The 12,315-nt window shown below is 69.1% G+C and carries 11 protein-coding genes; 2 read left to right on the top strand and 9 right to left on the bottom strand.

Going from position 1 to position 12,315, the window contains the following annotated elements; translation table 11 throughout:
- The first annotated feature begins 13 nt into the window (after positions 1–13).
- The gene (locus HDA41_RS21660) at positions 14–1,003 is read left to right on the top strand and encodes a helix-turn-helix transcriptional regulator (RefSeq protein ID WP_184986291.1); all 990 of its coding nucleotides are present in this window, start codon (positions 14–16) and stop codon (positions 1,001–1,003) included.
- On the opposite strand, the gene HDA41_RS21655 is transcribed toward HDA41_RS21660, so the two are convergent.
- The 7 genes from HDA41_RS21655 to HDA41_RS21625 all read right to left on the bottom strand — a co-directional run bounded on the left by HDA41_RS21655 (position 966) and on the right by HDA41_RS21625 (position 8,994).
- Complete coding sequence (locus HDA41_RS21655) at positions 966–2,009, bottom strand: helix-turn-helix transcriptional regulator (RefSeq protein ID WP_184986289.1); 1,044 nt, start codon at positions 2,007–2,009, stop codon at positions 966–968. The two genes, HDA41_RS21660 and HDA41_RS21655, sit on opposite strands and share 38 nt — an antisense overlap.
- 294 nt (positions 2,010–2,303) lie before the next feature.
- The gene (locus HDA41_RS21650) at positions 2,304–3,413 is read right to left on the bottom strand and encodes a sugar ABC transporter substrate-binding protein (protein WP_184986287.1); all 1,110 of its coding nucleotides are present in this window, start codon (positions 3,411–3,413) and stop codon (positions 2,304–2,306) included.
- Between the two features lie 279 nt (positions 3,414–3,692).
- Positions 3,693–4,145 (bottom strand): heat shock protein transcriptional repressor HspR, encoded by a 453-nt coding sequence (locus HDA41_RS21645; RefSeq protein ID WP_059414010.1) that lies wholly within the window; start codon positions 4,143–4,145, stop codon positions 3,693–3,695.
- Between the two features lie 5 nt (positions 4,146–4,150).
- The gene (gene dnaJ, locus HDA41_RS21640; protein ID WP_184986285.1) at positions 4,151–5,329 is read right to left on the bottom strand and encodes a molecular chaperone DnaJ; all 1,179 of its coding nucleotides are present in this window, start codon (positions 5,327–5,329) and stop codon (positions 4,151–4,153) included.
- A gap of 36 nt (positions 5,330–5,365) precedes the next feature.
- Positions 5,366–6,025: a nucleotide exchange factor GrpE gene (gene grpE / locus HDA41_RS21635; RefSeq protein ID WP_059414007.1), complete on the bottom strand. Its 660-nt coding sequence runs from the start codon at positions 6,023–6,025 to the stop codon at positions 5,366–5,368.
- Positions 6,022–7,890 (bottom strand): molecular chaperone DnaK, encoded by a 1,869-nt coding sequence (dnaK, locus tag HDA41_RS21630; protein ID WP_184986283.1) that lies wholly within the window; start codon positions 7,888–7,890, stop codon positions 6,022–6,024. The genes grpE and dnaK overlap by 4 nt, the downstream gene beginning before the upstream one ends.
- A 93-nt stretch (positions 7,891–7,983) precedes the next feature.
- Positions 7,984–8,994: an MraY family glycosyltransferase gene (locus HDA41_RS21625; RefSeq protein ID WP_184986280.1), complete on the bottom strand. Its 1,011-nt coding sequence runs from the start codon at positions 8,992–8,994 to the stop codon at positions 7,984–7,986.
- 277 nt (positions 8,995–9,271) lie between these two features.
- Here HDA41_RS21625 and HDA41_RS21620 point away from each other — a divergent pair, with 277 nt between their 5' ends.
- A complete protein-coding gene (locus HDA41_RS21620) occupies positions 9,272–11,590 on the top strand; it encodes a (Fe-S)-binding protein (RefSeq protein ID WP_184986278.1) in 2,319 nt (772 codons plus the stop codon).
- Between the two features lie 74 nt (positions 11,591–11,664).
- Here HDA41_RS21620 and HDA41_RS21615 read toward each other — a convergent pair whose 3' ends face one another.
- Together HDA41_RS21615 and HDA41_RS21610 are read right to left on the bottom strand one after the other, a co-directional pair.
- Positions 11,665–11,859, bottom strand: coding sequence for a hypothetical protein (locus HDA41_RS21615; RefSeq protein WP_184986276.1), 195 nt, complete (start codon positions 11,857–11,859; stop codon positions 11,665–11,667).
- Positions 11,856–12,191, bottom strand: coding sequence for a hypothetical protein (locus HDA41_RS21610; protein WP_184986274.1), 336 nt, complete (start codon positions 12,189–12,191; stop codon positions 11,856–11,858). Before HDA41_RS21610 ends, HDA41_RS21615 begins: the two co-directional genes overlap by 4 nt.
- Positions 12,192–12,315: the final 124 nt, after the last annotated feature.

Below are 12,315 nucleotides of genomic sequence, written 5' to 3'. Positions count from 1 at the left end.
GAGGATGTCCCGAGTGACGTCAGCGCCACACCCCATGCACGACGCGGAAGAACTGTGCCATGCCGGGACGGAGCTGTACGAACGAGCCCTGCGCGAAGGGCACGTACCCGCCGCAGCGGCCGACGCCGCGCCCTGTTTGATGGACTTCGGCCTGCTGCACCCCGCCGTCGACGATCTTCACCGGCTCGAGCCCGTGGCGCCGGCCGTCGCCCTCCACCGGCTGCTGCGGACCTCCGGGGAACGGATCGCGCGCGAACGACGACGGGAGGAACGGCTGGCCGAGACATTCGAGCCGCTCATGGCCGTCGAAGGGCATCGCGCGGCTGCGGCCGCCACCCCGACGCTGACGCTTCTCAGCGGAAAGGAGCGGATCAACGAGGCCATCACCGCGACCATGACGGACGCCTCCCGGGAGCTGCTCACGATCCAGCCTCGTGCCAAGATCACCAGGGAACGGGTCGAGGCGGCCTATGCCGTCGCCACGGACCGCGACCAGGCTCTGCTGGACCGCGGCTGCCGCATCCGCACCCTGTACCCGCACACCCTCCGCCACTCCCCCTTGACCGTCGCGCACCATGAACGACTGAAGGGCGACATCGAGGCGCGTGCGCTGGACGAGGTCACCGACCGGCTCATCATCGTCGACCGGGTCGTCGCCTTCCTCCCCGCCGACCCCAACGGCGACCTCGCGCTGGAAATACGCCACCCGGCCATCGTCGGATACCTGTCCACCACCTTCGACCGCTTCTGGCGCCTGGCCACCCCGGTGTTCCCTGAAGCCGCCCCCCAACCCTCCTGCAACGGCATCACCCCCCGCCAACGCGCCATAGCCGCCCTCCTCACCGAAGGCCACACCGACGCCGTCATCGCAGACCGTCTCGGCATGAACATCCGCACGGCCCGCGTCCACATCGCCAAACTCGCCGCGACGCTGGGCAGCCAGAGCAGGGCCCAACTCGGCTACCTCATCGGGCAGTCCGGGATCCTTGATCAGGAAGGCTGAGGGACAGGGAAGCCGCCGGCCGCGGTGGACCATCCAGCCCGACCTGGGCGATCCGCACCCCCAACTGCGTACGGCTCGCCGCCCCCAGCGTCTCCGACAGCCGGGCGATGTGCGCCCGGCACGTCCGCACGCTGATCCCCAGCCGTTCCGCGATCACCGCGTCCTGGTGGCCCTCCGCCAGCAGCGCGGCGATGGACTGCTCGCGGTGGGAGATGCCCTCGATGCCGGTGTCGGGGAGCGGGGCGGTCAGCGGGATGGCCAGGCGCCAGAGCCGTTCGAACACCGTGACCAGGTACTCGACGATCGCCGGGTGCCGTAGCTCCAGGGCCATCGTGCGGTCGGTGTTGGCGGGGATGAAGGCCACCGTCCGGTCGAAGAGGATCAGCCGGTCGATCACCTCGTCCAGCGTGCGCGCCTCCACCGCGTCGCCCATCAGCTCCAGATAGTTCAGCAGCCCCTGCCCGTGCCGGGCGACATGCGTGTACAGGTCCCGCATCCGCACGCCACGGCCGCGCAGCGCCAGCGCCCGGTGCAGCCCCTCGGAGAGTTCCGCCTCGCGCCGGATACCGCCGGGCTGGACCGTGAGCACCTCGGTCGTGCACGCCTGGGTCGCCTCGTCCATCGCGGCCTGGATCCGGGCGAGGCCGTCCAGCACCCGGATCGCCGAGCCCTCTCCCACCGACGGGGCCGGCTGCACCTGACGCCCCAGCCCGGCGTACCACTCGAACGCCGCCACGGCCGAACCCACCCGCCGCTGGCTCGCGCTGACCTCGTCGTACATCCCGCGCAGCAGCCGGGTCATGACCTCCTGCGGGGAGGTCGGCACCAGCCAGTCCATGTCGTCGGGATCCGGGTGCAGCAGGGCGAGTTCCAGCAGGCACGGCACCGGATCCGCGTCCCGGCGCGGCACGCGGCCCCGCCGTACGGCCCGGGAATACACACGATCCCCCGCCTCGCACAGTCGGTCGGCACCATGTGGATGCTCTTCCGCCCCGTGCCCGGCCATCGCCGATCCCACCCCCGGTTTCGCCGTCCTTCGCAGCGCAACTATGCGCGGACGGGACCTGCTCCGCAACACGGCTCCCCACACCGCCCTCGCCGGAAACCACCGGTGCGCACCGGTATGTCCGTGCCTCGGCTCGTCGCGTTGCAACAAATGGCCGGGGGGTGACGGAATCCCGCCGGATCCCACCGGATCCCGCCGGATGCCACCCGACCTCGCCGGATCCCTCCGGGGTGAGGCGGAGGACTCCAGGGGAGCGGAAGACGACGAACGGAGCGGCCGCTTCAGCTACTTCGGTTACTTGAGGCCGATCGCCTCGCAAGCCGCCTTGTACTTCGCCGTGCAGATGTCCGACAGCTTGTAGACCTCGTCGGCGACGACCGTGTCCTTGATGTTGGCCTTCGTCAGGGCGACCACCGGCACGAGATGGGCGGGGATGCCCTTGTGCGTGGGGCTGTCGACCTTGTCGCGGGCGAGGGCGGCGAACTGGATGTCGCGGCCCTGGACCACCGCCACGGCCATCTCCGCGGCGTTCTCGGCCTCCTGCGGGTACGACTTGTACACGCTCATGTACTGCTCACCGGTGATGATCCGCTGCACCGCCGGGAGCTCCGCGTCCTGGCCGGTGATCGGCGGCAGGTCGGTCACGCCCGCGGCCTCCAGCGCCTTGACGATGCCGCCGGCCATGCCGTCGTTGGCGGAGTACACCGCGGCGATGTTGTCCTTGCCGATCTTCTCGATCGCCCCGGCCATGTTGGCCTGCGCGTTCTCCGGCTTCCAGTCCTTGGTGTCGAAGGACTCCGCGATCGTCACCTTGCCGTTCAGCTCCGACATCGCACCGGCCTTGAACTGCTTGGCGTTCGGGTCCGTCGACGAGCCGTTCATCATGACGATCTTGTCGGAGAGGCTCGCCTTCTCACCGATGGCCTCCAGCAGGGTGCGCCCCTGGACCTCGCCGACCAGCTCGTTGTCGAAGGAGATGTACGCGTCGATCGGGCCCTCGGCCAGCCGGTCGTAGGCGATGACCGGGATGCCCGCGTCCTTGGCCTTCTGCACGCCGCTCGCGATGGCGTGCGCGTCGACGGCGTCGAGCAGGATCACGTCGACCCGGTCGTCGATCATCTGCTGCAACTGGTCGGCCTGCTTGGCCGCGCTCGCCTCGGCGTTGGCGTACTCGACGCGGCCCTGGTCGTTGGTGAGGGACTCGATCTTCGTCTTGATGATGGGGTAGTCGAAGTTCTCGTACCGCGTGTTCGCCTTCTCCGGGAGCAGCAGACCCACCGTGATGTCGTTGCCCTTGGTCGGGCTCGCGTCGTCACTGCTCCCGGTCGCGTTGAGCACGCCGCAGCCGGCGAGCGTGACGGACATCGTGGCCGCGGCCACGGATATGGAGATACGACGACGCATGCGGAACTCACTTCACGTGTGATTCGGACGTGGGCACAGCTTTGTGGCCCATGTGACTGAAAAGCCAACGCGGACGCGCCCCCAGCGTCAAGCGGAACCACTTAACGAGATGACAACACCACGCTCAGCGAGCGTTGTGAAGGCTCTGCGGAATCGTCTCCAAGTGCCATGCACCGTCCAGTCATCCACGGGAGACCCCGCGAAAACGGCCCAAGACGGCCCAAGACATACGAAAGGGGCCGGGAGTCTCCTCCCGGCCCCTTCACAGGCGTACGCGCGTCAGTCCGACTGCTGCTGCCGCTTCGGCCGCCACACCACCAGCGCGCTGGTCTGCTGGACCTCCTGGTACGGCACCAGGTCGCGGCGGTACGACGCGTGCACCGCCGCCTCGCGCTGGCGCATGGCCGCCGCCGCGCCGTCGAGCGCGTCCTCCAGCTCGGCGACCCGGGCCTGGAGCGCGGCGACCTGGTTCTCCAGTTCGATGATGCGCTTGATGCCCGCCAGGTTGATGCCCTCGTCCTGCGACAACTGCTGCACCTGGCGGAGCTGTTCGATGTCGCGGGCCGAGTAGCGCCGGCCCCGCCCGGCGGTGCGGTCGGGGGACACCAGGCCCAGACGGTCGTACTGGCGCAGGGTCTGCGGATGCAGGCCGGACAGCTGGGCCGCCACCGAGATGACGTAGACCGGGGTCTCCTCGGTCAGTTCATAAGGGTTGCGTCGACGACCGTCCATCTGACTCATGCTCCCTTCGCGGCCTGGAACAGCTCCGCCCGCGGATCCTCACCCGCGGTCGCCTCGCGATACGCCTCGAGTGCGTCACGAGCCTTCCCCGTCAGGTCCTTCGGAACACTCACCTCCACGGTGACCAGAAGGTCGCCGCGGGTGCCGTCCTTGCGGACCGCGCCCTTGCCCCGGGCGCGCATGGTGCGGCCGTTGGGCGTACCCGGCGGCAGCTTCAGCGTGACGGGCGGGCCGCCCAGCGTCGGCACCCGGACCTCGCCGCCGAGGGCCGCCTCGGCGAAGGTCACCGGGACGGTGACGGTGAGGTTGTCGCCCTTGCGGCCGAACACCGGGTGGGCGTCGACGTGCACGACCACGTACAGATCGCCCGCCGGGCCGCCGCGCTCGCCCGGCGCTCCCTTGCCGCGCAGCCGGATCCGCTGGCCGTCGCTGACGCCCGCGGGGATGCGCACCTGCATGGTCCGCGAGGACTTGGCCCGGCCGCTGCCCTTGCAGACCTCGCAGGCGTTCTCCGCGATCAGGCCGCGGCCCTTGCAGTCCGGGCAGGGGTCGGTGAGGGAGAAGCCACCGCCGCTGCCCCGGGCGACCTGCCCGGTGCCGACGCAGGTCGGGCACACCCGCGGTGTGCCGTTCTTGTCGCCGGTGCCCGAGCAGGCCTTGCAGGGCGACTGCGAGGACATCCGCAGCGGGACGGTCGCACCCTCGATCGCCTCCGTGAAGCTCAGCGTGACCTCGGACTCGATGTCCTGGCCGCGTCGCGGATGCGTGCGCGTCCCCGCGCCCGCTCCGCCACGGTTGAACAGGCCCCCGAAGACGTCACCGAGTCCACCGCCGAAACCGCCGGCCCCCTGGCCGCCCGGGGCGCCTCCGAAGAGGTCGCCCAGGTCGAAGTTGAAGGAGCCGCCGCCCGCGCCGGGCCCGGGGCGGAACCCGCCGTTGCCGAAGAGGGCGCGTGCCTCGTCGTACTCCTTGCGCTTCTTGGGGTCACCGAGGATGTCGTTGGCCTCGGAGATCTCCTTGAAGCGCTCCTCCGCCTTGCTATTGCCCTTGTTGGCGTCCGGGTGGTACTCGCGGGCGAGCTTCCGGTACGCCTTCTTGATCTCGGCCTCGGTGGCGTCCTTGGGGACGCCGAGGACCTTGTAGTAGTCCTTCTCGATGAAGTCCTTGGTGCTCATCCTCGACGCCCCTCCTTCCCTTCGTCCGCTATGACGTCAGCCCTCTTCCGGGCCACCGCTCTCCTTGTCGTCGGCTTCGGCGGTCTCGTCCGCCTTGACCGTCTGCGCCCCCGGCTGGGGCTCGGCCACCGCCACCCGCGCGGGGCGGATGGTGCGCTCGCCGATCCGGTACCCGGGCTGCAGAATCGCCACGCACGTCGTCTCGGTGACGTCCGGTGCGTAGCTGTGCATCAGGGCTTCGTGGATCGTCGGGTCGAAGGGCTCGCCCTCCTTGCCGAACTGCTGCAGCCCCATCTTGGCCGCCGTGCTCTCCAGCGACTCGGCGACGGACTTGAAGCCGCCGACCAGCTCGCCGTGTTCCCGCGCGCGGCCGATGTCGTCGAGCACGGGCAGGAGCTCGGTCAGGAGGTTCGCGATGGCGATCTCCTTGACCGCGATCCGGTCACGCTCGACCCGGCGGCGGTAGTTCTGGAACTCGGCCTGGAGGCGCTGGAGGTCCGCCGTGCGCTCGCTGAGCGCCGTGCGTGCCTGGTCCAGCTGGGCCACCAGGGCCACGTCCTGGCCCGTGTCCCCGGCCGGGGCCGCCCCCTCCTCCGTCGAGGGGGAGTCGGCGGCCTTCGGCTCGGCGTCGTCGGAGGTGGCGCCGGAAGGGACGTCGGGCTGCTGCTCGTCGAAGCCCGGGGTCTCCTCCGTCACGCGGCACCATCCTTCCGCTCGTCGTCCACGATCTCGGCGTCGACCACGTCGTCGTCGGCCTTGGCGTCACCGGCACCGGCACCGGCACCCGCACCGGCTCCGGCGGAGGCGCCGTCTGCGGCCTGCGCGGCGTTCGCGTCGGCGTACATGGCCTGGCCGAGCTTCTGCGAGACGGCCGCGACCTTCTCCGTGGCGGTGCGGATCTCGGCCGTGTCCTCGCCCTTGAGCTTCTCCTTCAGCTCACCGACGGCTTCCTCGACCTCGGTCTTGATCTCGCCGGGGACCTTGTCCTCGTTGTCCTTGAGGAACTTCTCGGTCTGGTAGACGAGCTGCTCGCCCTGGTTGCGGGCCTCGGCGGCCTCGCGGCGCTTGTGGTCCTCCTCCGCGTACTGCTCGGCCTCCTGGCGCATGCGGTCGACCTCGTCCTTCGGCAGCGAGGAGCCGCCGGTGACGGTCATCTTCTGCTCCTTGCCCGTGCCCAGGTCCTTCGCGGTCACGTGCATGATGCCGTTGGCGTCGATGTCGAAGGAGACCTCGATCTGCGGGACGCCGCGCGGCGCCGGGGGCAGACCGGTCAGCTCGAACATCCCGAGCTTCTTGTTGTACGCCGCGATCTCGCGCTCGCCCTGGTAGACCTGGATCTGCACGGACGGCTGGTTGTCCTCGGCCGTCGTGAAGATCTCGGACCGCTTGGTCGGGATCGTGGTGTTGCGCTCGATGAGCTTGGTCATGATGCCGCCCTTGGTCTCGATACCGAGGGACAGCGGGGTGACGTCGAGGAGCAGGACGTCCTTGACCTCACCCTTGAGGACACCGGCCTGCAGGGCGGCGCCGATGGCGACGACCTCGTCCGGGTTGACGCCCTTGTTGGCGTCCTTGCCGCCGGTCAGCTCCTTGACGAGCTCGGCGACGGCGGGCATGCGGGTCGAGCCGCCGACCAGGACGACGTGGTCGATCTCGCTGATGGAGATGCCGGCGTCCTTGATGACGTTGTGGAACGGCGTCTTGCAGCGCTCCAGGAGGTCCGCGGTCAGCTGCTGGAACTGGGCGCGGGTGAGCTTCTCGTCGAGGTGCAGGGGGCCCTCGGCGGAGGCGGTGATGTAGGGCAGGTTGATCGAGGTCTCGGTGGACGAGGACAGCTCGATCTTCGCCTTCTCGGCGGCCTCACGCAGACGCTGCAGGGCCATCTTGTCCTTGCCCAGGTCCACGCCGTGGCCGGACTGGAACTGCTGGACCAGGTAGTCGACGACGCGCTGGTCCCAGTCGTCACCACCGAGGTGGTTGTCACCGTTGGTGGCCTTCACCTCGACGACACCGTCGCCGATCTCCAGCAGCGAGACGTCGAACGTACCGCCACCGAGGTCGAAGACCAGGATGGTCTGGTCGTCCTTGTCGAGGCCGTACGCCAGGGCGGCCGCGGTGGGCTCGTTGACGATGCGCAGCACGTTCAGACCGGCGATCTCGCCGGCCTCCTTCGTGGCCTGGCGCTCGGAGTCGTTGAAGTACGCCGGGACGGTGATGACCGCGTCGGTCACCTTCTCGCCCAGGTAGGACTCGGCGTCCCGCTTCAGCTTCTGCAGCACGAAGGCGCTGATCTGCTGCGGGTTGAAGGGCTTCCCGTCCAGCTCGATCTTCCAGTCGGTGCCCATGTGCCGCTTGACCGACCGAATGGTCCGGTCCACGTTGGTGACCGCCTGACGCTTGGCCACCTCTCCGACGAGCACCTCACCGTTCTTGGCGAAGGCGACGACGGACGGCGTGGTCCTGGCGCCCTCGGCGTTGGTGATGACGGTGGGCTCGCCGCCCTCCAGAACGCTGACGACGGAGTTAGTCGTGCCCAGGTCGATGCCGACCGCACGTGCCATGGTTGATCCTCCAGCTGACTTGAGTGGAACGGACTCAAGTGTGCACGACGACTCCCCACCGGTCAACGGAGCTGAGTCGACCGGACTCAAGTCTTATCCGTTCCTTACACGCAATGACGCTCTGACCTGCGAAGATACGGTGCGTCGATCGGCGTACACAGGAACACGGGAGAGGACCGACCCGACCACGAGAGCCCCTCCCGCCACCCACCACAGGGCGTCGCCCCCGACCCAGCCGGCGTGCGCGAGTACCCCGACGAGCACACCGGAGAACGCCCCGAAGCCCAGCAGCAGGGTGACCCCCGGCACGGTCAGCCCGAGCCGTCGCAGCCGGTGCGCGAGGTGGTCGGGCCCACTGCGGACGACGGGACGTCCGCCCAACCGCCGCGCCAGCACGACGAGTACGGCGTCGGCGCTCACCAGGGCCGTCAGCGCGAAGAGCACCCCCGCGCTCTCCCCGAGCCCGAACCCCGCCCGGACGTGCACGAGGCCGAGGGCGATCACGAACCCCGCGGACATGGACCCGCAGCTCCCCAGCGCCACCCGCGCGGGGTGCCAGTTGTGCAGCAGGAACCCGGTCAGTGCCGCGGCCAGCACGCTCATCAGCACGGCGACCCCGTCCAGCACGTCGACCGCCGCGCAGGCCGCCACCCCGAAGGCGGTGACCACCCCGACGGTCCCCGCGAGCCCGTCGGCGTGGTCGAGCCCCCGGAAGGCGAAGGTCACCCCCACGGCCCACCCGACGGCGAGCAGCCCGGTCCCCACGCCCGTCTCCCCGTACGGCACGACACACGCGGCCGCCACGGCCGTACCGGCGGCCAGCACCCGCCGCCGCAGCCGCCACACGTCGTCGACGAGCCCGAGCAGGGCGACGACGCCGCCCGCGACGAGCAGCCCGCCGATCCCGCTCCCGGCCGAACCCCACTCCTTGACACCCACGACCGACCCGGTGACGACCACCACGGCCACACCCCCGGACAACGGCACCTCCCGCTGCCGCCGCCGCCCGACCAGCCGCAGCCGCAGGGCGGGGATCCGGAGGGCGGCCCCGAGCAGGGCGGTGAGGAGGAGGGCGGTGGCGGCGGCAGCGATCCCGTAGAGCACGGATATAAGTTAGGCGTCACCATGACAATTCGGTACGAATAACACGACGGGGTCCACGACGAGATCCGCCTCGATATCCATGTCCGATTCGCGAGCCGGATCCGGGCGGTTCCTGAGGCAACCCTCAGCGATTCAGATCACTGCCCACCCGGCTACAGTGCGGCGGAAGATAGGGGTAGTCTCAGACGGACTGCATAAGTTACCGCTTAGTAATCTCGGGGAACCCTCGATAACGACAGGTTCCCCCGACAAACCCTCGCAGGCCCGAGGAGCCCCCATGCAACTCGCCGCGATCATCGTGTCGCTGGTCTTGACCGTGGTCGGCGTCGCGCTGCTCGCACGCGCGATCGGCCAGTTCGTCCGGTACTTCAAGCTGGGCCAGCCCGTGCCCGCCGGTACCCGGACCGACAACCCCTACCAGCGCAGCGTGACCCTGGTGAAGGAGTTCCTCGGCCACACGCGCATGAACCGGTGGGGCATCGTCGGCATCGCCCACTGGTTCGTGGCGATCGGCTTCCTGACGCTGCCGCCGACGATCATCACCGCGTACGGCCAGCTGTTCCAGGCCGACTGGACGCTGCCGGTGCTCGGCGGCTTCCTCCCGTACGAGCTCTACATCGAGTTCATCGCGGCCATGACGACCCTCGGCATCGCCACGCTGATGGTCATCCGCCTGCTGAACCTGCCGTCGCGCCCGGGCCGCAAGTCCCGCTTCACCGGCTCGAAGATGGGCCAGGCGTACTTCGTCGAGTACGTCATCCTCACGATCGGCCTGGCCATCTACGTCCTGCGGGGCCTGGAGGGCGCGCTGCACCACGTGGACCACTACGAGGCCGCGTACTTCGCCTCGTACCCGCTGGTCCTGGCCTTCAAGGGCCTGAGCGTGGCGGCGCTGCAGAACCTCGTCTACTTCTTCGCGATGATCAAGCTGGGCACGACCATGATCTGGATGATCACGGTCAGCCTGAACACCAACATGGGTGTCGCCTGGCACCGCTTCCTGGCCTTCCCGAACATCTGGTTCAAGCGCGAGGCGACGGGCGGGACGGCGCTGGGCGCGCTCCAGCCCATGACCTCCGGCGGCAAGCCGATCGACTTCACCGACCCCGGCGACGACGACGTCTTCGGCGTCTCCCAGGTCGAGCAGTTCTCCTGGAAGGGCCTGCTGGACTTCTCCACGTGCACCGAGTGCGGCCGCTGCCAGTCGCAGTGCCCCGCCTGGAACACGGGCAAGCCCCTCTCCCCCAAGCTGCTGATCATGTCGCTGCGCGACCACGCGCACGCCAAGGCGCCGTACCTGCTGGCCGGCGGCGGCAAGACGATGGAGGGCGAGGAGAAGGCGTCCGAGGAGCAGCTGGCCGGTGTGCCCGCCGCTGCCCTGACGGAGGCCGAGCGCCCCCTGGTCGGCACGCTGGAGGACAACGGCGTCATCGACCCGGACGTCCTGTGGTCCTGCACCACCTGCGGCGCCTGCGTCGAGCAGTGCCCGGTGGACATCGAGCACGTCGACCACATCGTCGACATGCGCCGCTACCAGGTGATGATCGAGTCCGCGTTCCCGTCCGAGGCGGGCACGATGCTCAAGAACCTGGAGAAGAAGGGCAACCCCTGGGGCCTGGCGAAGAAGCAGCGCCTGGAGTGGCTCAAGGAGGTCGACTTCGAGGTCCCGGTCGTCGGCAAGGACATCGAGGACCTGTCCGAGGTCGAGTACCTGTACTGGGTCGGCTGCGCGGGCGCCCTGGAGGACCGCGCGAAGAAGACCACGAAGGCCTTCGCGGAGCTCCTCCACATCGCGGGCGTCAGGTTCGCCATCATGGGCGGCGACGAGAAGTGCACGGGCGACTCGGCGCGCCGGCTCGGCAACGAGCCCCTGTTCCAGGAACTCGGCATGGAGAACGTCATGGCGCTCAACATGGCGTTCGGCGAGGAGATGGACGACGAGGGCAAGGTGACGCCCGAGTCGGCGAAGCCGAAGTCCTCGAAGAAGATCGTCGCGACCTGCCCGCACTGCCTCAACACGCTCGGCAACGAGTACCCGCAGCTCGGCGGCGACTACGAGGTCATCCACCACACGCAGCTGCTCCAGCACCTGGTGGACGAGGGCAAGCTCATCCCGGTCACCCCGGTCGAGGGCATCATCACCTACCACGACCCCTGCTACCTGGGCCGCCACAACAAGATCTACACGCCCCCGCGCGAGATCATCGCCAGCGTCCCCGGCATCCGCAACGAGGAGATGCACCGCCACAAGGAGCGGGGCTTCTGCTGTGGTGCGGGTGGCGCGCGGATGTGGATGGAAGAGCGCATCGGCAAGCGCATCAACAACGAGCGTGTCGACGAGGCGCTGTCGGTGAACCCCGACATCGTGTCGACGGCGTGCCCGTTCTGCCTGGTCATGCTCACGGACTCCGTCAACGGCAAGAAGAACGACGGCAAGGCGAAGGAGTCCATCCAGGTGGTGGATGTGGCTCAGCTGCTGCTGGACTCCGTCAAGACGCCGGTGCCTGCGGAGGGCGAGGGCGACGACGACGGCGGCGAGCCGCCGGCGGGGACGGCGGACTCCGCGAGTGCGCCGGAGCCGGAGCCGGTCAAGTAGGCGGTTGTTGCGGGTTGTTTTGACGCCCCCTGTCCCGGGTTTTTCGGGCAGGGGGCGTCGGCGCTTCCAGCCGCCTACAGGCCGCAAGGACTCTTGCTGTCGTACCTGTGACAGGCGCATTCACAGCGTGGCTGGAGCAGGATGCCGAAGGCGAAGGGTAGGGGCAGGTCGCGGGTCTGGCGGCAGTGGGCGTGCAGGTCCTCGTAGCCGGGGCGGGCGGCGAGGGTGCACTCGGGGGACGAGGGCGGTTCGGAGGCCGCGGCGCTCATCGGCGGGACCGCTCCTGAATGCCGCATGGCCTCTCCTTCCGGCTCTCGGCGATGCGCAGCGAGTCGCGAAGGGCTTCGGTCAGGCGCTCGGCCAGGAAACGCAGTTGATCCTCGGTGGCGTTCGTCAGCATGTCGGCTGCATGGGCAAGAAGGTGGGCGCCCATTTCGAGCTGGACCTCTTCTGCGATGTCGGCCAGGCGAGACACGTGTCCACCCTCGTCGTCCGTGATCAGGAAGCACGGCTTGGCCTCTGTGCCCGTCCATGGCAAGAGACGAAGCTTGCGGCGTGGATGGGGGCTCTCGGGCTCAGCTGCATCGGCCTCCGTTGCCATCAGGCCACCTCCACACCGTGGAGCCAGTAAGGCCCTGCTGCTGGCGATCTCGGGGCGAGCCAAGCCGGTTCATGATGCCGTTGCCGCTGCTCGTGAGCGACGAGGTAGGGACGCACGGCCACCG

Origin of the sequence: Streptomyces caelestis (genome assembly GCF_014205255.1) — a bacterium.
GTDB classification, from domain to species: Bacteria; Actinomycetota; Actinomycetes; order Streptomycetales; family Streptomycetaceae; genus Streptomyces; species Streptomyces caelestis.
Note: the sequence above shows the minus strand (reverse complement) of the source record. Positions and strands in the feature narration are given on the sequence as shown.

Coding starts and splice junctions, on each gene's coding strand:
- HDA41_RS21655 (WP_184986289.1), bottom strand. CDS start 2,009: ATGGCCGGGCACGGGGCGGAAGAGCATCCACATGGTGCCGACCGACTG.
- HDA41_RS21650 (WP_184986287.1), bottom strand. CDS start 3,413: ATGCGTCGTCGTATCTCCATATCCGTGGCCGCGGCCACGATGTCCGTC.
- HDA41_RS21645 (WP_059414010.1), bottom strand. CDS start 4,145: ATGGACGGTCGTCGACGCAACCCTTATGAACTGACCGAGGAGACCCCG.
- dnaJ (WP_184986285.1), bottom strand. CDS start 5,329: ATGAGCACCAAGGACTTCATCGAGAAGGACTACTACAAGGTCCTCGGC.
- dnaK (WP_184986283.1), bottom strand. CDS start 7,890: ATGGCACGTGCGGTCGGCATCGACCTGGGCACGACTAACTCCGTCGTC.
- HDA41_RS21620 (WP_184986278.1), top strand. CDS start 9,272: ATGCAACTCGCCGCGATCATCGTGTCGCTGGTCTTGACCGTGGTCGGC.
- HDA41_RS21615 (WP_184986276.1), bottom strand. CDS start 11,859: ATGAGCGCCGCGGCCTCCGAACCGCCCTCGTCCCCCGAGTGCACCCTC.
- HDA41_RS21610 (WP_184986274.1), bottom strand. CDS start 12,191: ATGGCAACGGAGGCCGATGCAGCTGAGCCCGAGAGCCCCCATCCACGC.